Raw genomic sequence first — 22,347 nt, forward strand, 5'->3', positions numbered from 1 at the left:
ATAAATACAGAGGTCTCACTCATGTTGACAGCCGATAATGTGGCCAGTACACACGCCACCAGATCCGTCGGAATGACACGGGGCGCCGCATGGCCTTTGATCGGTCGGAAACAGGCTGTCAGCGACATTACCCGTGCTTTGGCCGAGTCCACCGGCGGGGTCCTGGTGACCGGATCCTCGGGGACCGGGAAGACGTTCCTAACCACCCACGCCCTCAAACAGTTCCGAGACGATTCCCTGGTAGTGACGCTTCGGTGCAGCGCGGCCCTCTCCCGCTCACCCTACGGCGCTCTCAACATGCTGTTGAGCGACCTCGAGCCCGGGTACCTGAACCACCCCGTGCTGGTCCTGTCCGGGCTCATGCGGCTCCTGCGGGAGCGCGCGAACGGGAAGACCGTCTACCTCTTCGTCGACAATGCCGGCGAGGCTGACGAACTGACGGCCGTGACGATCGCCCAGCTGGCACGAAACCGCGCCGTTCGCCTGGTCCTGACGTGTTCAGACCCGCTGCGGCTCTCGGCGGAGATCTCAGGACTCTGCGACGGCGGGTTCCTCACGCGCGTCAACCTCGAACCGCTGTCCTTCCGCGAGGCTGTCAGCTGGCTGGAGGAAGGCCTCAGCGCCAAGGTGTCGCACTCGGCCGTCCAATCGCTGTGGGCGGCCAGCGACGGCAACCCGCACTACCTGAAGATGCTTGCGATGGAGCTCGCCGATTCGGGTTCCCTGGTTGTCCGGGACGGCGTCTGGGTCCTGACGGCGGAACACCACGTTCACGGACGGGCGATCACTGACCTGATCGCCACCCGGCTGGGGCGCATGGGCGAGGCTGACCGGCGAATCCTGGAAATCCTGTCGCTGGCAGAGACGCTGCCCCTGGACACCTTGCTCACGCTTGTCGATGCCGACGACGTCGACGCCCTCGAGGAGCGCGGGGTTCTGGCGGTCGAGGACTCCCTGCCCCGCCGCGTCAGGATCCAGAGCCAGCTGGTCGCCGATGTGGTGCGGGAAAATGTCCCGCCGGGCCGGAGCAACGACCTCCGCGAAATGGTGCTCTCGGCTGCGGCACCTTCCCTCCGGACGCCGGCCACGGAACTGCCCTTCGCGGTCTGGGCCCTTGATTGCGGCGCAGTGTTGTCGACGGACGAGTCCCTCTCTGCGGCACGCCTGGCCAACAGACGCCTGGACGCGCCCCTGGCGCTTCGGTTTGTCCGCACTATCAAGGGACACGAGGAGCTGGCCGGGGCGGTCACCGAGGAGGTCACGGCGCTGATGACGCTCGGCGAGGTGGAGGAGGCCCTGTCCGTGGTCCACCGACATCGCGAGGTGTCCCGGGGGAACCCCGCGCTCGCGGAATGGATCGGGCTTCTCCTGGCAGAAAGCTCGGTGTTCCTCGCCACCCGGGATGCCTGGCAGGAAGCACCCGATTCCCTGGCCCGGGCACGGAAGGTACTTTACGAGGACTCAACAGGTCCGGTCGCCGAGATGTCGGCACCGGACCTCAGGCGTATCCGGGAACAGCTGACACTGGCCGAAGCCGAAGCAGCCAGTTACGCCGGAACCTACCGGGAAATGGCTGCCAGCCTTGCCGAGGCCTTGGACAACGTTGAATTCCACAGCGCGGAATTCCGGCTCCAGGCAGGCAGCTGGCTGTGTGAAGCCTGGGCCGTGACGGGGCGCCAGGCCGATGCCGCCGAGCTCGCCGAACAGCTGAAGCTGCAGTGCCTGCGGCCGGAGATCCCGGTGGCCATCGCGCAGTCGGTGATCTCCCGGCTGCGCTTCGCTTACCTGGTGGCCGGCCGGTGGGACGAAGCGACGGAGACGCTGCCCACCGAGGATTGGCTCCCGTCGTCGGTCGTCTACCGGCGGTTCAGCGCCACGGAAGTGCCGGAGGCGATCTGCGCCTGCATGCAGGGCCGCGGACGCGACGGACTGGACCTGCTCGTTCCCGGCATCAGCCAGCTGCGGATCCAGGACAGCGACGGCATCCTCACGCTCGCCTGTGCGGCGGCTGCCTACGCCTCGGCCCTTCAGGGTGAGCGTGAACAGGCACTTGGCTACCTGGCAGAGACAGCCTCCGGCGCCAGGCGGAAAACATGGAAGGTATCCAGGGCTGAGGGGTATTTCACGGCGCTGGCGCGGGCGGAGCTGGACGGCCCGCGGACGGGGATTGCGATGTTGCTGCGCCTGGCAGACGAGGACCGCGCCACGGGTACGGTGGGGCATGAGCTGCTGTGCCTGAGCTCGGCCGTCAGGCTGGGAGAAACCGCTGCGGCACCGCGGCTGCTGGAGGCTGCGTCAAGCAGCCAGGGACCCTTTGCGGAACTGTGCGCGCAGTACGCGCGGGGCGTTATGTCCGGCGGAGCTGACGAACTCATAGCTGCCGCCAACCTCGCAGCCCGGCTGCACAATGACAGGTTTGCCCTGGACATCGCCGAGTCGGTCCTGAACCTCGACCAGGCACGGCTCGAGAGGAGCCTGATCCGGCAGGCCAAGCACCTGGCGGAAACCTGCCGCAGGAGGTTGCGGACGCCCCAGGACGGCAACCACGACAGGCTCACACTGACCGCACGCGAACTCCAAATAGCGCAGCTGGCTGCCGCCGGAGCGAGCAATAAGAGCATCGCGGCCCAGCTGCACGTTTCGGTAAGAACGGTAGAGGGCCACCTCTACCAGATCTACGGCAAGCTAAAAATCGAAGAGCGCTTGGAGCTTCCGGTAGCCCTTGGCAGTACAGGAGATGACTAGCCATGACTGAAACCACCCTTACGGCAGAGCGGCTGATCGGGCGCTTCGGCATGGTTGCCTCGGTTGTTGATTGCCTGATGGACGCCAACGGACCGGGCGCACTCATCCTCGGCGACGCCGGTATCGGCAAGACGGCGCTCACCAACGAGGTGCTCTTTGAGCTGGGCAGCCGTGTCCGTCCGTTCTACGTCTATGCGGGGCCGTCGCTCTCCGAAGTTCCCTACGCGGCGCTTGCCCCCTTGCTGACCGCGCTAACACCCGGCCAGACGGACCAGCCCCGGGCCGTGCTTAAGGCGCTCGTAACGGAACTCAATCCGGACGGTCTAAGGGATCAGTCGCAGGCCGTGCTGGTGGTCGAGGACGCGCACCACCTGGATGACAGCAGCGCCGCCGTTATAGCGCAACTGGCTGCGGCGGAAGCCGCCAGGGTGGTTCTGTTGTGCCGGCCGCACCCGTCGCCCCCGCCGGAAGTGCTGTCGATGTGGTCGGAAGGCCTGGTGGACCGCTTTGAACTGCAGCCGCTGACCAAGGATGAGGTCGACGAGCTCTGCACCCGGGCACTGGGCTCGCCGCTCGTGCCCAGTGCCAGCGCGGTCCTTTTCCGGTCGTCCGGCGGAAACCCGATGTTCCTGCTGGAACTGCTAGCCCATGCCAGGAGCCGCGGGCATCTGTTGCGGCGCAATGACACCTGGGTGCTCCTGGGCGAGCCCGGAGCGGCCACCGTCCGGCTGATGGACCTGGTCAGGAACCAGATCATGCAGTTGAACCCCGCACAGCGCCAGGCCCTGGAATCAGTGGCCCTTGCCGAAGCGATCCCCCTGAGCGTCCTGCAGCGCGCCAGCGACAGCCGGGCCGTCGATGAACTCAAGGAGCTCCAGTTCATCGCGATTTCCGCGGACCCTGCCAGGCACGTCCGCCTGGCACAACCGCTGATCGGCGAGGTGATCAGGCAGCTGGTGCCGACTGCCCGAAGCGTGACCATCCGACGGCGGATCGTGGACCTTCTGGACTCGCGGCCGGAGACACTGGACGGCAGGCTGCGGCACGTCACCTGGGCGCTGGAGTCCGGAGCGACCGTTCCCGACGCCGACATCCTGGAGGCCGCGCAGCTGGCGAACCGCCTTTTCATCCCCGAGTATGTGGAACGGGTGGTGGGCGCCATAAGGGAGCCGTCCCTGAAGCTCGCAGCGCAAGTGGAACTCGCCCGCGCCAAGCTGTACGGGCGGGATCCCCTGGGAGCCAGCCTGTGCCTCGAAGGCGTAGTGGAACAAGCCACCGATCTGCGGACAGTCCGGCAGGCTTCCATGCTGGCGGCCCAGCTGGCCGCCGGCCAGCGCAACGGGCCGGAGGCTGTGCTCCGCGCCGCCGATGCGTGGGCGGAAGCCGTCTCCAGGCTGGAAGAGGCCCATCCGGAGTTCGATGCGAAAGAGCTTGAGACGGCACGGCTGGGCAGCAGGCTGCTGGCCCTGGAGGGCTACCAGGCGGCTGGGCGCCACGTGGAAGCAGAGCCGGAACTGCAGGATATCTGGGAGTCCACGGACGATGACGAGTCCCGGCTGCTGGCCGGAACGCTGCTGGCAGAGTCGCTGGCACTCACGGGACGTGCCGTTTCGGCACTCCAGGTGGTGATGGTGGTCGAGGACATCCTTGCAGCCAGCGGTGACCGGCGCCTTGAGTACGCCGAGTTTGTGATGCGGCGCTACCTGCTGGCGCTGCTCCATGCCGGGGAACTCGATGTCCTGGATGACTACCTGCAGAACCACATCGCCCAGGCCTCCAACTCGCTGATCTATTTTGGCGGGATGTTGCACCTGGCTGCAGGGAATGCAGACCTGCGGCGGGGCACCATCGGGGCGGCCCTGCCAAAACTGAGCCAGGCCGCCGAAGTGCTGCGCCTCTCCGATGCCGGAGGCGACTTGCCCGATGCCCTTGCGGCCACCGCCTATGCAGCATCCATCCTCAACCGGACGGACACAGCCAAAGCCAACGCCGACGCCTACGACGCGCTGCTCTCGGACCACCGCCATGCCTCGCTGCTGGGGCGGGCCTACGCCGTGGCGGCAAGGGCCGAACGCGTCGGAGTCCAGGCTGCCGCATCAAAGCTGATGGTCCTCGCCGATGCCGCGGAAGCCTCCGGTTTCCTCAGTTATGAGGTGGAGATCCTTTCCCTGGTGCTCCGGCTGGGCGATTTGTCAGTGGTACCGCGCCTCGCCGCCGCGGCGGAGGGCTGCGAAGGCCGCAGTGCGGAATTTGTGGCAGCGTACTGCCGCGCTCTCGCCGCCAAGGACGTCAACCGGCTTGTGGAAATGAGCGACGCCGCCGCACGGGACGGGCTGGACCTGGCCGCTGCGGAATGCGCTGCCCATGCCCTGCGGATCCTGGAGACCAGGGGAGACAAGCCCCGCCAGTTCGAGGCCCAGAAGCTCGTCAAGCAGCGCAATGCGGCACTCAACAAGACCGGGTCATCGGCCGCTGAGATTCCGCCGGACCTGCACAAGCTGACGCGGCGCGAGCAGGAAATCGCAGCCCTGGTCCAGGCCGGCGCGAGCAACCGTGAGATCGCGCTGCAGCTCGGGCTTTCACTCCGCACTGTGGAAGGGCATCTGTACCGGATGTTCGCGAAACTCGGCATCAGCCATCGGGAAGACCTGGCGATGGTTGCCTACGGCGCCCGCCACGCAGGATTGCCGGGCACCGCGTAGTTACGCCATCTCCAAGTCGACGTCGGACCGGCCCGGGACCGGGTGCCGTCCGGCGTCGGCTTTCGGCTGCCCGGCAGCACCTGAGCGGCTGCCGCCGGCGGTAGTCGGGCCGCCAGCTGCCCGTTGAAATCTGCCTGTCCGCCGAAAACGGAGCTTCCACTCATTTCGTGTTGCCCGTGAACGAGTACTGATGCGAGTAGTGGGGGCGGGCCGGGCGCGTACCACCCAGTTCCGGTCAGTGATGCACCCGCAAAGACGGGTAGAGCCCACTCGCGCCCCGGCAGGTGGTTGGTTAATACGCTGTAGCTTGTTGGGCCGCAGGCAAATATTGGGGAAAGAAGTGGGTCTCTAAATGCATCAATCAGCTGACACTTGGCTTTCGGAATTTCACGTGGCAATCCACCTGGAACGATCCTCCAGGGCGACCAGCATCCCGCCGACGGCGGGTACCCCATTCGAGCCGGCGACGATCCGGGCAGCGTCTTCTGAGACCGGGATCTGCCAGTCTTCGTCGCCGGCTTTCTTACAAACGGGACAAATCGAATACCGGGAGGTCGGTTTAGCATGACACCGAACACCAAGCTAAAAACCCATAAGGCACCGCTGACCCGGGCAGCACTTCCTCCGCTGCTCGAGGATTCACGGGAATGGCCGGAAAACGGAGCCGGGGCGCCTGAACCGGCGGCGGACGCCGTTGAGTCACAGGCCCCCGAGAGCGAAACGGCTTCCCAGGATCTCACGTTCACGTTCGACGTGGCGATTGTCGGGCTGGGCTACGTCGGCCTGCCGACCGCCCTCGCCATCAACGCTTCAGGACGGCGTGTCCTGGGACTGGATGTGTCCGAGAACAGGCTGGCGGTGATCCGGTCCCAGCAGGCAGACCTGCTCGACTCGGACAAGGTCCGCCTCAACAGCGCCCTCGAGGATCCGTCCTTCATGATCAGCACGGACCTCTCCCTGCTGGCCCGGGCAGCAGCAGTGGTTGTTTGTGTTCCCACCCCGGTGGATCCCTACCTGGTGCCGGATCTCGGGATTCTCCGGGCGGCGTGCGCTTCGGTGGTCGAATTCGCGGTGGCGGGCCAGCTGCTGATGCTGACGTCCACCACCTACGTGGGCTCAACCAGGGACCTCCTGGCCGTTCCGCTGGCTGCCAAGGGCCTTATCCCCGGAAGGGATGTGTTTGTGGCCTTCTCGCCGGAGCGCATCAATCCCGGTGTGGATGCTTTCTCACACGAAGACGTACCGCGGGTGGTGGGCGGAGTCACGCCGGCCTGCGGTGAAGCCGCAGAGGCGCTGCTCCAGGCCAGCACCAAGCTGGTGCACGTGGTGCCGTCCGCAGACGTGGCAGAGATGACCAAGCTCGTCGAAAACACCTTCCGGGCAGTGAACATCGCCCTGGCCAACGAGTTCGCGGATATTTGCCACGGGCTGGGCATGGAGGTCATGGACGTGATTGACGCGGCCTCGACCAAGCCCTACGGCTTTATGCCGTTCACCCCCGGCCCGGGCGTCGGCGGCCACTGCATCCCCTGCGACCCGCACTACCTGCTCTGGCAGCTGCGGAAAGCCAGGGTCACGGCTCCCGTCATCGAGCACGCCATGGCCGGCATCGCCGGAAGGCCCCACCAGGTGGTGGAAAAGGCGCGCCGCATCCTGTCGGACCGGAACCACGGAATCTCCGGCGCCCGCGTCCTGGTGCTTGGCGTGGCCTACAAGCCCGACGTCGAGGACCTGCGCGAATCTCCGGCACTGGAAATCATCGCCGCAATGATCGCCGACGGCGCAGACGTGGCGTATCACGATCCGTGGTGCCCCACCGCTCCGGACGGCCAGGGCGGTGCGCTGGAGTCCTTGGAGGATCCGTCGGTCTGGGACGCAGACCTGGTGATCCTTCACACGAGGCACGCCGCCATGGATATCGACTGGCTGCGCGAAGCGCCCGCCGTCCTTGACACCACCTACCGGCTGCCCGCCGGCACAAACGTCACCCGGTTGTGATTCCAGCGGCTTCGCTGGTCTTCAGAAGAAAGTAGGAGAAGTGAAAACAGCAATCACCGGCGGAGCCGGCTTCATCGGGAGCCATCTCGTGGAGCACCTCCTCGCGGCCGGCGACAAAGTCACGGTGTTGGATGACCTCTCTACCGGCCGCCTGGAAAACCTCCGGACCGTGATCGGCCACCGGGATTTTCATTTCGTCGAGGGCAGCATCCTCGACCGCGCCGCAGTGGATCGGGTGGTGGCCGGCGCTGACCGGGTCTTCCACCTGGCTGCCGCCGTAGGCGTAAACCTGATCGTGGAGCACCCTCTGGAGAGCCTGCGGACAAATATCCACGGCACTGAAGTGGTGCTGGATGCCGTGCTGGAATCCGGAGCGTCGCTGTTGCTGGCATCCACGAGTGAGATTTACGGCAAGAACACTTCAGACAGCCTGTCGGAGGAATCGGACCGGATCCTTGGCTCGGCACTCAAGTCCCGGTGGACCTACGCGGCTGCCAAAGGAATCGACGAGGCGTTCGCACACGCCTACTGGCGGCAGTTTGGGCTTCCGGTGGCGATCGTCCGGTTGTTCAACACGGTGGGTCCGAGGCAAACGGGCCGGTACGGAATGGTGGTGCCGCGCCTGGTCAAGCAGGCGATGGCCGGCGAGCCGCTGACCGTTTACGGCGACGGCAATCAGACACGGTGCTTCTCTTATGTGGGCGATATCGTCCCCGCGATCACCAGGATCTCCGAGGAAGAGTCCGCTTACGGCAATGCCTACAACCTGGGCGGGAGCTACGAGATTTCGATCCTCACCCTTGCGCAGAGGATCGTCGAGCTGCTGGGCAGCGATAGCCCCATCACGCTGGTGCCCTACGAGCAGGCATACGCCGAGGGGTATGAGGACATGCGTCGCCGTGTACCCAACAACAGCAAAGCGAAGGATCTGGTGGGCTTCGATCCGAAAACCACGCTCGACCAGATCATCCAGAACGTGGCGGCAGACCACCGCCCGGTGAAAGCGCCCGATCCGCTCGGGTGGAAAGTCACGATGGCGGCCAACTAGCCGTCCGTGAGGTGCCGCGCCGGACGGGGGGCGGCAACCGTCAAAAGTTATGTGCACCTTCGACGAAAGAGTTGAGTTCCATGACGCTACTGCAACGCTACACTGCGGTCTCAGAGCCCCGGCACAGGGCTGAACGTCCACCCGGCCGGCGGAAGTCCCGCTGGCTGGCTGCTTCCACAACGGTGGCCCTGGCTGCCTCCCTGATGGGGCTCACCGCCCCCGCCGCCAACGCTGTTGGCGAAACCGTGGTGACGCTGACGTTCGACGACGCCAATGTGGACCAGGTTGCCGCCGCAGCCAAGATCAATTCGCTGGGCATGAATGGCACGTTCTTTCTTCCGTCAGGATTCATGAATAGGCCGAACTACATGACCACGGCCGATGCGCTGGCGCTGCAGACGGCCGGTAACGAGATTGGCGGCCACAGTGTCACCCACGCGGATCTGACAGCTGTTGGTACCGATGAGCTTGCACGCCAGATCTGTGGCGACCGTGTAACGCTGGCGGGTTATGGCCTGGACATCCAGAACTTCGCCTACCCCTTCGCTGCGTCCAACCCGACCACGGAGGCGGAGGCAGCGGCCTGCGGCTACAACAGCGCGCGCGGTCTTGGCGATATCCGCAGCAAGGTTGTGGGTTCCGAGACGTTCCCGTTTGCCGAGACCTTGCCGCCGGGTAACCTCTTCTATACCGGAGCGCCCGACCAGCTTGACGAGACCTGGACCCTTGCGGATATCCAGACGCTGGTCACCCAGGCCCAGGCCAACGGCGGTGGCTGGGTCCAGCTCACCTTCCACCACGTCGGCACCGGGATCGATCCCTCCTCCGGCGTGAAGGATCCGCTGACCGTCAGCACCGACACGTTTAATCAGTTCGCGGACTGGCTTGCCAACCAGGCAGCAACGAACACCACCAATCCGGTTCAGGTCAAGACGGTCAAGGAAGTGATCGGCGGAACCACCCAGCCCCTCGTGGCAGCGCCTCCGCCGCCGGCTCCGCAGACCACGGGCAACCTCATCAAGAATCCCAGCCTTGAAACGCCGGGCCTCGCCGGTGCGGTAGTCCCACGGTGCTGGCAGGGTGGCGGTTACGGCACGAATACCAGGACATTCAGCACTGTTACGCCGGGCCATGCAGGAACTGCGACAGCCGCAGAGCAACTGGTGGTTTCGGGGTACACAAACGGTGACGGCAAGCTGTTGCCCACGCTGGACACAGGGGAATGCGCTCCCAGCGCCACGCCTGGTCACACCTACCTCGCCAAAGCCTGGTATAAGTCGACCGGCGGGAACACCCAATTCGATCTGCATTACCGCACGGCGACCGGAACGTGGGAGTACTGGACGTCGGGCCCGCTGTATCTGCCCACGAACAATGTCTGGGCGCAGGTCACCTACACGACGCCGGCTGTACCGGCGGGTGCAACCGCCATCACCCTGGGCCTGAACCTGATCAACAACGGAACCCTGATCACCGATGACTATGAGCTGTACGACACCGCAGGCGTCAAGACCTTCACGGACATACCCTCCACGTTCCTCTTCTACAACGAGATCAGCTGGATGTCCAACAACCTGATCACCACCGGATACGCCGATGGCACCTTCAAGCCGGGCCTCACCTTGGACCGCGGCATGATGGCGGCCTTCCTGTACCGGTTTGCCGGGAGCCCCGCTGTACCGGCCGGACCCCAAAAGTTCCCGGACGTTCCCCCCACCCATGATTTCTACAAGGAAATCCAGTGGCTGGCGTCCCAGGGCATCACGCAAGGTTTCGCGGACCTTGGGTACCACCCCTACGAGCAGGTCAACCGTGATCAAATGGCCGCGTTTCTGTACCGCATGAACGGCAAGCCGGCGGTGCGCGCAACGGCCCCTGTCTTCCCCGACGTGCCTGTCGGTAGTGGCTTCTATAACGAAGTGCGCTGGCTGGCCGATATGGGAATCACCTTCGGCTTCGCGGATGGCACCTTCAAACCGGGGGCATCCATCAACCGTGACCAGGTGGCTGCGTTCATCTACCGCTACAACCTGAACTTCCCCAAGGGCATGTAGGGCCGCCCGGCAGGTAGGTTCCCAGCAATGGCACGGGCGGCCGTGCATCCGGAGGAAGTCATCGGATGCACGGCCGCCCTCGCCGCTGTCCCGTCGGCAACGCTGTCCAGTCCGCAACACTGCAGAACCATTGATTCGGGGGATCAGAAATGAAAGATCGGGGCTCCGTGCGCAACCGCCGCTGGAGCGGAATTGTGGCAACCGTCCTCCTGCTGGCCATGGTTGCCACGGCCTGCACGCCGTCGGAGCCAGAGCCGCGACCACAGGGTAAATACCCCTGGCACACGAACATTGTGGCCACCACCTTCTGGGTGGGGGAGGTTTTTGACCCCAATGCCGAGGATGGCAGCCAGGTCTTCTCCACCTACGACTCGCAGTGGATGGCGAGCTACGGCGGCTGCGATGGCAAAGTCACGTCCAGCGCCTGTGCGACCGAAGCACGATCGGGTTCAAACGGATACGCGCCCAGCAGCTTCAAGCCCAAGGAGAACCCCTTCTACCTGGACCTTCCCTACGACGATGTCAACAACCCGGCAGCCTTCCGCGAGCGGGCTGACGTCATTCCCTGGGCCAACGACGAAGGGTACAAAGGCCAGGCCACCAACCGCTCGTTCAGCTACATGAAGAACCGCTGGGTCAAGATCCGCAAGGACGGCAAGGAGTGCTACGGCCAGATTCAGGATGCCGGACCGGGGCAGTACCAGGACAAGGAATACGTCTTCGGCTCGAACGACGCGCGGCCGGTCAACCGGGAGTTCAACGGCGCAGGCATGGACGTGTCGCCGGCCCTCAACGGCTGCCTGGGCTTCAGCGACCTGGACGGCGAAGCGGACAGGGTCGACTGGCAATTCGTGGATTTACAGGACGTTCCGCCGGGCCCCTGGCTGGACGTGGTCACCACCAGCCAGGTGAAGTAGCGGTACAGGCTCAGCCCATCCTGCCAGGGAGACCGGATCCCAGGAGATCGGCGAAGCGCGTCGTGCCCTGGTCCACGCCGCTGCAGGTGAAGGACGCGTCCTGCCCCTGATCATTGGAAGGGCAGGGAGCGTCGCGGTTGAGCGACCACATCGACAGGCGCTGGACACCCAGCCCCACCGCAAAGTCTTTTAGGCCCCGGGCCGCGTCCAATTCGAAGATCTCGCCGGGCAGGTCATTGCGCCCGATCATGGGGGTGAGCCCGACCTTCTTCCAGACCTGTTCGCGGCTAAGGTTGACGCCCGCGCGCTGGTAGACGATACCCAGCTGGTCGTGGGTGGCGTCTGCCGCTGCTGTGGCCGCCTCCAGCATCCCCTGGGAACTGCTGCGGCTGGCACCGTAGTTCATGGTCATGATGTTGACCCCGGACAGCTGGACGCCTGCCTGGAGCATCTGCTCCACGGCGGATATTCCGGCGTCGGTAAGTCCACGCGGGGAAGCCGGCAGCGTCAGCCAGACGGCGAGCCTTTGCCCCGACGCATTGCGGTCCCCCTGCAGGGAGGCCACCGCCTTGGCGCGGCGCTCGCCGGCGGCCTGGTCAAGGAGGTCGGCGCCTTCCAGATCGAAGTCGATGAACGAAGGCTCGTAGCGTTCAACAACGTCCCGGTAGGCGGTGCGGAGCTTAGCCTCGTCCTGGCACGCGGTGGCCAGTTCGCGGTTCAGGGAACCGCCAAACGACACCGAAGCGGACCCTCCCCGGGACCGAAGCACCGAAATCCGTTTGTCCAGGCGCAGGGCCGTACCCGCCTCCTCGAGGCCGTAGGCGGCGCCCCAGCTGGCCACGCAGGAGTCCTGGGGGGACGCTACAAGGAACGCGAGTACCACGTCCGTGCTGGCCGGCCCGGAGGCCTCTTCAAAAGCGTACGGAGGCGACACAGTGACGTCCACATACCCGGCGAACCACGTCGGCTGTGCGGCGCCTGTGGCCAAGCCGGACCGCCAGGTCCAAAAAAAGATGACGCAGGCCAGGATGGTGGTCACGGCGACAGCCGCCATCAGGGGCGTTGACGGCCGGCGAAGCCGTGGCCGCAGCCACAGCCTCCGTCGGGAGCGCGAGCCGCCGGAACCTGGCGGCGGTGCGGGCTCCGCCTCCGCCTTGGCAGCCGGATCCGAGCCGCGGTTAAGTGCTGTCATAAGATCCCACGCCCCCCTCTGGTGTGCTTAGACACCATTTCACCACGGCCTGCCTACCGACGCTGTCTGACCGCCAGCCAACACGGGTGTTGTCAGGTGTACATCGAGTATCAATTCGGGTAGCGGACGAGTGGCACCGGGCCTGCCCGGCACCTGCCGGACGGAAAGACGGGTAGGCACCACTCGTGCCGCCGAACACTCTCCTTCATAGGCTTTGCATGTCGGATAGATACGGAGTTCCGGGGGAGAATCGGGTCTCAAAATGGGAATGGACGCACAATTGCGGGCGAAAGCCCGCAACCATGCCCCTGAACGGCAGTTCGTGGTCAAGGCGGCAGGATTGCCCCGGCCATCGGTACTCGCTATGACTTTCTCTCCCATTCTTGCCGACACCGCTGCCGTGAGGCAGCCAGCCCTGGCGCACAGGCCCGGGGCCCATGATCGGGGGTCGGTGGCGAACAAGCCTTTGAGACCAAGGCTTCCCCCCAGTCGTCACCGACCCCTTCGGGGTGTCAATCGATGAATCACTGCGGCCTGGGGGGATCCTCTTGCGGCCGGGCAACACGGATGTAAGAGGGGATATCTGTCATGAGGCAACGGCTGGAACCATTGGGGGATCAGGGCGATCCGCTCCGGTCCGGGTTGACCAGGCAGCGAAAGCGGACAACGCTCTGGGCAGTCTCGTCGCTGGCGGCGCTTGCCCTCTTCACGGGGTCCGCCGCCCTGGCACCGAACAACGGCTCGGCGCCGGCCGGCAATGCACCGGGGCCACTGAAGAATTTTTCGGCACCCGTGGACACCAGCCTTGCGCTGACCACCGTCACGCTGACTTTCGACGGCGGGAGGGCCAGCCAGTTGGCCGCCGCCCAGGTCCTGAAACGCAACGGATTGCGGGCGACATTCTTCGTCAACTCAGGCTTCATGGGGGCAAAGGACTACATGACAGTGGAGGATCTCCACGCCCTGGCTGCCGACGGAAACGAGATCGGCGGCCACACCGCAACGCTCGCCGACCTGACGGCGCTGGATCCTGACGAGGCCAAGCGGCAGGTCTGCAATGACCGCACGAACCTGACCGACTGGGGTTTTAAAGTGACCTCGTTCGCCTATCCTTTTGCCGCAAAGTCACCGGAGGCCGAGGCAACGGTGGCCGGATGCGGATACAACAGTGCGCGCAGCCAGGGTGATGTCCGTAGCCGCCTGGGCTGCGGGGATTGCGCCGTGTCCGAAACGGTGCGGCCGGCCGACGTCTTCAGCACCAGATCGACGCCGGAAGTCAGTTCTGCCTGGACCATCAACGACCTGCAGCAGTCAGTCATGCAAGCGGAATCGGCGGGAGGCTGGCTGCAGCTGAGCTTTTTCGACATCGATGACAGCGGCAGCCCGCGGTCCGTCAGTCCGGCGCTGTTCAGCGACTTCGTTTCCTGGCTGGCTACCCGCACCGACGAGGGCACCACCGCCATCCGCACCGTCCACGACGTTATCGGAGGAGGGGCAAAGCCCGCCGTGGCCGGGCCCGCTGCTCCGCCTGCACCGCCGGGCGTCAACGCGCTGCGGAACCCCGGGCTGGAGACAGCAGGGAAGTACGGACTCCCGGAGTGCTGGCAGGTGTCCTCATATGGCGAGAATTCACACGTCCTGAGTACATTGACCCCCGGCCGCAGCGGGGGCATCGCACGCCGGCTGGATGTCACCGGCTACGTATCCGGTGACGCGAAACTGCTGCCTGTCCTTGACCTGGGGGCCTGCGCGCCGAGCGCCGTTCCGGGCCACAGCTACACCCTGCGGGCGTGGTACACGTCCACGGCATCCACGCAGTTCGAGTTGTATTACCGCAACAAGGTTGGCACCTGGACCTATTGGACAGCCAGCCCATGGTTTCCTGCCAGCTCTGCCTACCGGCAGGCTGAGTGGACCGCACCACCGGTGCCGGCAGACGCCGTCGGCATCAGCTTTGGACTGAATCTGTTCAGCGACGGGGAGCTGGCTACAGATGACTACGAGATGTTAGACACGGGGGAGCCGGTCGCCCCGTAATGCCCCGCCCGTTGCCAGCGCAGAGGCTTCCACGGGCTCGAAAACAAGAATCGAGTCGATTCCCATGAGGTTAAAAACTTCCGGGCGAACAGTAGGCCGGACTGACGTGGATGCCGTGCTGCACAGACTGCGAAAATGGGCGCGAACGGCCGTGACGGCCATGGGCATCGTGGCCCTGGCCGTCTCGGGCATGACCGCGCTGGCATTCCCGGCCCAGGCGGCGGCCCCCACCGTGGTGTCGCTGACGTTCGACGACGCCAACGCGGACCAGCTGACCGCTGCCCAGATCATGAACAACTACGGGCTGGACGGGACCTTCTATATTCCTTCAGGGAATGTAAACAACGCTGGGTACATGACCGTTGCGAACCTTCAAAGTCTGGCAGCCAGTGGTCACGAGATCGGCGGCCACACCGTGACTCACTCCGATCTGACGACCCTGCCGTCAGACGAGGTCACCCGCCAGGTATGCAACGACAGGGTCAACCTCACCAACTGGGGTTTCCGGGTGACGAGTTTCGCCTATCCTTTCAGTGCGGTTACTCCGGCCGTGCAGACCACAGTGAAAAACTGTGGCTATAACAGCGCACGTGCGCTCGGAGACATTCAATCCCGCTTTGGATGTTCGGGGTGTGCTTTTGCGGAAACCGTTCCTCCCCAAAATCCATTCCGGACCGCGGCATTGGATCAAGTGGATAGCCCGTGGACACTGGCTGATTTTCAAAACAGCGTTACCAGAGCTGAAAGTGTGGGCGGGTGGGTCCAATTTACTTTTCACCACATATCGTCCACGCCCGGCCCGCTCAGCATTAGTCCTGCGCTCTTCACTCAGTTCGCTTCCTGGCTAAAAACCCGGCCGGCTACAACAACTGTCAAGACGGTGGACCAGGTCATCGGCGGAACCGTGAAGGCTGCCGTCTCCGGCCCGGCATTGCCCCCGACACCATCGAGCGGTAATCTCGTGAAGAATCCGAGCCTTGAGACCATGGTCAACGGAGTGCCCCAGTGCTGGCAGGCCGGCGGCTACGGCACCAATTCGCCCACGTTCACCACCGTGAGCCCGGGCCGGACAGGATCAAGGGCAGAACGCCTGGTGGTGACCGGCTACGTCGACGGCGACGCGAAGTGGCTGCCGTCCCTGGACCTCGGCGGATGCTCGCCGACAGCAACGTCCGGGCACACGTATACGCTGGGCGCCTGGTACAAGTCCACTACCAACACCCAGTTCGCCCTCTACTACCGGACCGGCCTTGGATACTGGGTCTACTGGACCTCGAGTCCGTGGTTCGGGCCCACCACTACGTACCAAAAGGCCAGCTGGACCACGCCCGCGCTGCCTTCGGGAGCGAGCGGCATCAGCTTCGGGCTGAACCTCTTCAGCAACGGAACGCTCACCACGGACGACTACGAAATGATCGACGTTGCGTCGTCCCCGCCCCCGCCACCGCCGCCGCCGGCCGGCACGAACCTGGTGCAGAACGCCAGCCTTGAAACGGCGGGCGCCGGTTCGACGCCACAGTGCTGGCAAACCGCCGGGTACGGTTCGAACACCGCGTCCTTCAGCACGGTCGCCACGGCCAGGACCGGGACCAAGGCAGAACGCCTCGTGATGAGCAACTACGTGGACGGTGACGCGAAACTCCTGCCGACCCTCGACTCCGGATCGTGCGGGCCGGCCGCCGTCGCCGGACGTACCTATTCGCTGCGCGCCTGGTATACCTCAACGGCGGTGACGCAGTTCGCCGTGTACTACCGGAACTCGGCCGGAACATGGGTCTACTGGACGTCCAGTCCGTGGTTCGCTGCCGCTGGCTCCTATACGCAGGCGAGCTTTACCACCCCCGCATTGCCCTCCGGCGCAACCGCAATCAGCTTCGGGCTGAGCCTTTTCAGGAATGGCACCCTGACTACGGATGACTACGCCATGTACGACACGAATGGAGCGCCGTCGCTGTGATAGCCGTCTACGTTGTCCTTGTCCTCGGAATCAGCACGGTCTTCTGGTCGTTTGTTGGCTTGCTTCGCCTGGCCAATGAGCAGTACATCCGCCGGGTGGCACTGGGACCCCCGCTGAGCGGACGAGCGCTCAGGCTCCTCCAACGGTGGCCGCTGGCCAACAGGATCGGCTCCGGCGTCCATGGCGCCCACACGCTGCCGGCGCCCCGTGCACACAGAGGGCAGGTCCAGCGTGAGCATGGCCGTCACCGTGCAAGGGACCCAAGGATCCTGCCGGCGAATGTTGCGGTGCTGATTGCCGCCCACAACGAAGCCCTGGTCATCAGGGAGACCATCCGGGCAGCCGCGGTGCTGGTGCCGCTCCGGAACATCCACGTGATCTCGGACATGTCCATGGACGACACGGCAGCCATTGCCCGCGCATCCGGCGTCAAGGTTCTGGAACTCGAGCCGAACAGGGGGAAAGCCGGCGCGCTCGCCGCCGGGATTGCCCACTTCGAGCTGTGCCGGAAGTTCAAGGTAGTGATGATGCTTGACGCGGATACCCGGCCCACGCCGGACTATCTGGAGACCGGCCTGCCGCTCTTCCTTGATCCCTCCGTGGTTGCCGTTGCCGGCCGGGCCAAGTCCATCATGACGCCGCCGGCCCCGACTGTGCTTGGCCGTTTCCTGGTGGCCTACCGGGAGCGGCTCTACATCGTGGTGCAGCTGCTGCTCAAATACGGCCAGGCGGCCAGGGGAGCAAACGTCGTTTCGATCGTGCCCGGCTTCGCCAGCATGTACCGGACAAATGCACTCGCAAAAATCAAGGTGCTGGCACCCGGGCTGGTCATCGAGGACTTCAACATGACGTTTGAGATCCATGCCAAGAAGCTGGGCCGGATCGCTTTCCACCCCTCAGCGGCCGTGGCCTATACGCAGGATCCGGACAACCTGCAGGACTACACCAGGCAGGTCCGCCGTTGGATCCTCGGCTTCTGGCAGACGGTGCGCCGGCACCGGCTGCAGGCCGGAAAATTCTGGTTCGTGCTGGTGTTCTACATCATCGAACTCGTTATTAGCTGCATGTTCTTTGTGTTGCTGATCCCGGTCTTCCTGCTGTCGCTCGTGGCCTCCATGCAGGTACAGGCGTTCGGCGAGAACGGCGAATCCTTCCTGTACCTGTCCGGACTCATGCGTCCGCAGGATGTCTTCCTGGGTGTCTTCGTCCCGGATCTCCTGCTTACTGTCATCGCGGCACTGGCACTCCGACGGCCCGGCATCCTTCTGATGGCGCCGTTCTTTCCGTTCATGCGGATCCTCGACTCGGTCATCTGCCTGATGGTGCTGCCGCGGGCGTTCTCCGCGGCTTCCTCGGGGGTATGGGTCAGCCCGATGAGGCGCGTCCAAGGGGAGGCGCTCGAGCTGGAAGAAGCCACGGCGGGCGCGGGAATCACCCGCTAGCGCCGTCCCCGGACCCCGGGTGCGGAAACGAAAAGCGCCCCTCCCGCAGGACACTGTGGTCCAGCGGGAGGGGCGCTCTGCGTTCAGCGCGGTGCTGCGGTTATCAGCTCACCCCGGAGGTGGTTTCCACGTTCAGCCACGGACCGGCCGGGACAGCGGAACGGTCAACAAACCGCCATGAGACGTGATCGCCGCTGCCGTCCAGCTCGGCAAAGCCGAGGCAGCCGTTCAGGGCGGGAGAAACATCCATTCCCGCACCTTGAGTGCCGTCGGCGGAGAAGTCGGCGTTGGCCGGGCGGGCATCGGCTGCGCCGAACACGTAGTTGGCATCATGGTATTCGGAACCGCTGGAGGGACCGGCATCTTCGATCTGTCCGTAGCAGACGTTGCCGTTGGGCCCGGTCATCTGCACCCAGTGGTTCTTCATGTAGGAGTAGCTGCCGTCCGCGCAGTGGTCACCACCGGTGGCCGCATTGTCCGCGGCAGCCCACGGAATGACCTGGCAGCGCTGCTGGAACGCGACGCTGTCATTGATGTCGTCGTAGGGCAGGTCGAGGTAGAACGGGTTCTCCAGCGGCGCGGGCTGGTTCTTGGGGAAGTACCCGTTGGAGGCGTCGCGTGCTTCCGTGGCGCAGGCGAAGGAGCTACCGGAACCGGAGCTCACGCCGTCGCAACCGCCGTAAATGCTGCCGGGGCAGCCGGAGGCCGAATCGGGCGTGGTGCCGGCGTTGATCCCGGTGTGCTGGAAGGCCCACTGGCCGTTGTACGTCGAGCAGACCTGGGAACCGTCCGCAAGGTTCGCGTTGAAGATTTCGCCCACCCAGAAAGTGGTGCTCACGATGTTTGAATGCAGCGGGTATTTGCTGGCGGCCGGTGCGGCCGCGGGTTCGGCGGCTGCCACTGCCACGGTGGCAGGAGCTGCTTCCGGGGCGGGAACCGCAGCGGGTGCAGGTTCCTCGACGGGGGCTGCGGCCGGGGCCGAACTAGGTGACGGTGAGGCCTTCGGTGTTGGCGGCGCCGCTTCTGCGCTGGCCGATGAAGGACTGGTGGAGGCCGACGGGCTGGGCGACGTTTCGGCGGCGCAGCCGGCGGTCAATACTCCGACAAGGAGGATCAACACAGCCATGATGGGGGTGGTCATGTGTTTCATTTTTATTGGGATACATATCTGTTGGGGACATTAACAGGGTTGGCAGGTGCCGCTAAAGGGCACGCCAAGTACGGGTCATGACCGCCAGACTGGCGCAGCCGTGGCCGCGCCTGAAAATCATTGCTGGTAATGAAAACCAGCTGCGCCGCTTACTCCCCAGAAGCAGCCAGCAGGACCGTCAGGAGACCCGTGGAGACCGTTAACACCCGCCCCACATTACACGGATGCCTCTGAGTAGCCTGAACGGGCCCGCGGGAGGCGGCCTCGGATATTCGAGTAGTCACTACTCACGCCAGCGCCAACAGTAGCTAGGTAGCGTAGGACTTGCTAATGCCGGCAGGTGGCTTTGGGGGCGGTCCGGAACTTCACGCTCCGCGGCAAAGGAATTGACGCAACCATGGACGTTTGGGCAGGAAATTCATCTTTCCCCCGGGTCATTCGGGAGGCCGAACTGCGGGCGGCAGTTGGCGCACTCTCCGGCTCCGGGAGTTCGGGAGTCATCGTTACAGGGGCTGCCGGCTCGGGCCGGACCAGGTTCCTTGCAGCCGCCTCGGAGACGCTCTCCGGACAGCTGACCGTTGTTGCCCACAGCATTCCCGAATCCTGCCGCCGGATGAAGTTCGGCATCGGCAGCGTGTTGGCGCCGGGCCTGCCGGCAGGGGCAAAGGTGTCGCCCCTGACCATTACGGCGGCCTGCCGCGATGCACTGCGGAATCAGGATCCCGGGGAGACCGGCATCCTGATGGTCCTGGACAACGTGGACCACCTGGACGGCACCTCGCTGTGGGTCCTGAACCAGCTTCTCGCGGAACCGGACATCAAGATGCTGGCAAGCCACCGTGCCGACCGGCAACTCCAGATGGAACTGATGGAATCGGTGGTGGCCCGGCAGCTGTCCGTGGTGACCCTGGAGGAACTGACGCTGGAGCAGCTCCGGACCTTCCTTGAGCACCGGCTGCCGGCCCGCCCCGGCCGCAGCCTGGTGCGCGACATCCACGCCGCCTCCGGAGCCAATGCGTTAACGGCCAGCTGGCTCGTCGAGGAAGCATTGGCGGGCGGCCAGATAGTGGAGCGTGACGGCAGCTGCGCCATGGTCCGTCCGCTGGGACCGGGGGAAACACGTCAGTTTGACCTGGCCCGACGGCGGATTGAGGCCCTTCCGCCGGTCCAGCGCCAAGTGGTCGAATTCCTGGCAGCTGCTGATCCGGCTCCACTGTCCGTCCTTGCCCGGGCAGTGCCGGCGGAGGCCCTGGCTGCTTTGGAGCAGCGCCATGTGATCCGCCTCCAGATCAGGAGCGACGGCGGCGCGGACGTCACCCTCAACCACGAGGTTGAGGCCAGCGCGGCCCGGCATTTTCCCGGTAAGACGAAGCCGTTGGAGATACAGGACACAGCGTCCGCACATTCAGACCGCCGGGGTGAGGAACCGCTGTGGGATCTCCTGCGCCGGGTGGAGGCAGCACTAGATGCCGGGTGGACTGTTCCGGACCTGGATCTCCTGGCTGTGGCCACCACTGCGAACAACCTTTATGACAGTGAGCGGGCGCTGCGGGCGGCCGAAACCGTTAGGGCGCCCGAGCTCCAGCTGATGGCGCAGACGGAGGCTGCCCGGGCCCTGTTCCATTCCCGCCAGTACGGCAAGAGCGCGGAGTTGCTGAGAAGCCTCGTGGAAACGACGCCGGCCGTGCTCAGCATTGAGTTCGCCCGCGCGGTGTCACTGCTCCTGCAGGCGTTAATGCCGATGAATCCCGGCCGCGATGCGCTCAACTCCGTGCTGGACGGGGCAAGGCGGCGCCTGAGCCTTGCGGCCGCCGCGTCGGTTGGTGATTCGGCCGCCGATACCTACCAGAACGCCGTCCAGGATGAGCTGGACGTCCTGCAGCTGTTCCTGGAGTCCAGGGAGGGGAACTGGCCAAGTCCGGGCGGGGAGCTGTTCCACCGCCTCTGTCCCGACGGTTTCTGCGAAAGCGGGCACTCAGGTCATGACGATGCACCGGGAACCCACGCCGGTATCCTGCTGCTGGCGCTGGCCTCCCAGGGACTGTCCGTGCGGGGAAAGTCCGCTGACGCCGTCGCGCTTTCCACCCGGGCCCTCAACGCGGTGGAGCGCCTGCCGCGGTGCAGCGTTGATTTCCACTCGACGGTGCTTACCATCCACGCCTCCAACCTGACGAGCCTGGGGCAGGCTCCCGGCGCCGGGGCTGCGGACGAACGTGGCTGCACCAAATGGATGAGCTACCCCGGAGGGCCGCTGCAACTTTTCCGGGCCATGATGTTTTGCCGGAATGCAGCCGCCAGGCGTGCCGCCGTACGCGCGCAGGGGGCGGGCGGCGGAATATCCGGTGACCCGGATGACCTGCTGGCCCTCACGCTTGGCGCGCAGGCCACCGTCGAGTGGCTGGCCTGGGATCTGGCGCAGGCGCCCGGCGCCGCGGCTTCGCCGGGGGGCGACCGGTCCGCCGCCGGCGACGTCGCGGCCAAGCTCGCTGAAACCTACGCGTCCGTGGCACGGCCGGCCGTTACCGGCGCCGCAGGTCCGCCCCCGAGGACGCTCCGAAAACCGGCCAAGGCGCCGGGCGGCGGTGGCCGGGGCCGCCGGGCTCTTGAACTCCTGAATCTCGGCGTAACGGCACGGCCTGAGAAGCAGGGAAGTGAACAAGCCGCCGACGGGGCTGCCGAATGGCGGTGGTCGAGTGACGGGAACAGCGGGCCGGTCTCCGGCGAAACACTGTCCGGCCAATACGTGCCCGGCGCAACGCGGTCCGGCGGATCAGCGAAGAACCGGCTGGCCGTGGCGGATCCGGCCAAGCTCTCACAGCGGGAGCGCCAAGTGGCGGTGCTTGTTGTCTCGGGCTTGGGCAGCGCACGGGTCGCGGCGGAACTAGGGATAGCCGTGAACACGGTAAACGCGCACCTGCAGAGGATCTACGGCAAGCTTGGGGTTTCCCGCCGCCAGGAGCTCGCAGAACTGTGGAAAAGCCTGGACGCGGCAGGGCAGTGATGCCGGGCCCGGAATCCGCACCGGTCAATAGTGGGACAATTGAGGAGTAGCACCGCGGACCCAAGCGGTGTGCCTCGCCGTTGCAGTGAGCTGTCGGCAGGTCT

12 protein-coding genes are annotated in these 22,347 nt (G+C 65.1%); 10 read left to right on the plus strand and 2 right to left on the minus strand.

Annotation, left to right across the window (positions count from 1 at the left end; all coding sequences use genetic code 11):
- Positions 1 to 72: 72 nt before the first annotated feature.
- From AB0N24_RS02840 to AB0N24_RS02865, 6 genes are all read left to right on the plus strand, one after another.
- Positions 73 to 2,745 carry a LuxR C-terminal-related transcriptional regulator gene (locus AB0N24_RS02840; RefSeq protein WP_364120145.1) on the plus strand — a complete coding sequence of 891 codons (2,673 nt, stop codon included), beginning with the start codon at positions 73 to 75 and terminating at the stop codon, positions 2,743 to 2,745.
- Between the two features lie 2 nt (positions 2,746 to 2,747).
- Positions 2,748 to 5,447: a LuxR C-terminal-related transcriptional regulator gene (locus AB0N24_RS02845; protein ID WP_364120148.1), complete on the plus strand. Its 2,700-nt coding sequence runs from the start codon at positions 2,748 to 2,750 to the stop codon at positions 5,445 to 5,447.
- Positions 5,448 to 6,011: 564 nt separating this feature from the next.
- The gene (locus tag AB0N24_RS02850; protein WP_364120151.1) at positions 6,012 to 7,445 is read left to right on the plus strand and encodes a nucleotide sugar dehydrogenase; all 1,434 of its coding nucleotides are present in this window, start codon (positions 6,012 to 6,014) and stop codon (positions 7,443 to 7,445) included.
- A gap of 40 nt (positions 7,446 to 7,485) precedes the next feature.
- The gene (locus AB0N24_RS02855; RefSeq protein ID WP_104172684.1) at positions 7,486 to 8,493 is read left to right on the plus strand and encodes a GDP-mannose 4,6-dehydratase; all 1,008 of its coding nucleotides are present in this window, start codon (positions 7,486 to 7,488) and stop codon (positions 8,491 to 8,493) included.
- An 80-nt stretch (positions 8,494 to 8,573) separates the two neighbouring features.
- Positions 8,574 to 10,547 carry an S-layer homology domain-containing protein gene (locus AB0N24_RS02860; protein WP_364120154.1) on the plus strand — a complete coding sequence of 658 codons (1,974 nt, stop codon included), beginning with the start codon at positions 8,574 to 8,576 and terminating at the stop codon, positions 10,545 to 10,547.
- A gap of 149 nt (positions 10,548 to 10,696) precedes the next feature.
- Positions 10,697 to 11,464, plus strand: a complete 768-nt coding sequence (locus AB0N24_RS02865; RefSeq protein WP_364120157.1) for a hypothetical protein — start codon at positions 10,697 to 10,699, stop codon at positions 11,462 to 11,464.
- Positions 11,465 to 11,474: 10 nt separating this feature from the next.
- Here AB0N24_RS02865 and AB0N24_RS02870 read toward each other — a convergent pair whose 3' ends face one another.
- Positions 11,475 to 12,656 carry a chitinase gene (locus AB0N24_RS02870; RefSeq protein WP_364120160.1) on the minus strand — a complete coding sequence of 394 codons (1,182 nt, stop codon included), beginning with the start codon at positions 12,654 to 12,656 and terminating at the stop codon, positions 11,475 to 11,477.
- 588 nt (positions 12,657 to 13,244) lie between these two features.
- Here AB0N24_RS02870 and AB0N24_RS02875 point away from each other — a divergent pair.
- The 3 genes from AB0N24_RS02875 (at position 13,245) to AB0N24_RS02885 (ending at position 18,092) form a co-directional block, all read left to right on the plus strand.
- Complete coding sequence (locus AB0N24_RS02875) at positions 13,245 to 14,693, plus strand: polysaccharide deacetylase family protein (protein WP_364120163.1); 1,449 nt, start codon at positions 13,245 to 13,247, stop codon at positions 14,691 to 14,693.
- 64 nt (positions 14,694 to 14,757) lie between these two features.
- On the plus strand, positions 14,758 to 16,650 hold the full coding sequence (locus AB0N24_RS02880; protein ID WP_364120166.1) for a polysaccharide deacetylase family protein: 1,893 nt from the start codon (positions 14,758 to 14,760) through the stop codon (positions 16,648 to 16,650).
- Positions 16,647 to 18,092, plus strand: a complete 1,446-nt coding sequence (locus AB0N24_RS02885) for a glycosyltransferase (RefSeq protein WP_364120169.1) — start codon at positions 16,647 to 16,649, stop codon at positions 18,090 to 18,092. Before AB0N24_RS02880 ends, AB0N24_RS02885 begins: the two co-directional genes overlap by 4 nt.
- A 103-nt stretch (positions 18,093 to 18,195) precedes the next feature.
- Here the strand turns inward: AB0N24_RS02885 and AB0N24_RS02890 are convergent, their stop codons facing one another.
- The gene (locus tag AB0N24_RS02890) at positions 18,196 to 19,233 is read right to left on the minus strand and encodes a hypothetical protein (RefSeq protein ID WP_364120172.1); all 1,038 of its coding nucleotides are present in this window, start codon (positions 19,231 to 19,233) and stop codon (positions 18,196 to 18,198) included.
- Positions 19,234 to 19,639: 406 nt separating this feature from the next.
- Here AB0N24_RS02890 and AB0N24_RS02895 point away from each other — a divergent pair, with 406 nt between their 5' ends.
- A complete protein-coding gene (locus AB0N24_RS02895) occupies positions 19,640 to 22,243 on the plus strand; it encodes a helix-turn-helix transcriptional regulator (protein ID WP_364120175.1) in 2,604 nt (867 codons plus the stop codon).
- Positions 22,244 to 22,347: the final 104 nt, after the last annotated feature.

Origin of the sequence: Arthrobacter sp. NPDC093128, from assembly GCF_040683875.1 — a bacterium.
Classification (GTDB): domain Bacteria; phylum Actinomycetota; class Actinomycetes; order Actinomycetales; family Micrococcaceae; genus Arthrobacter.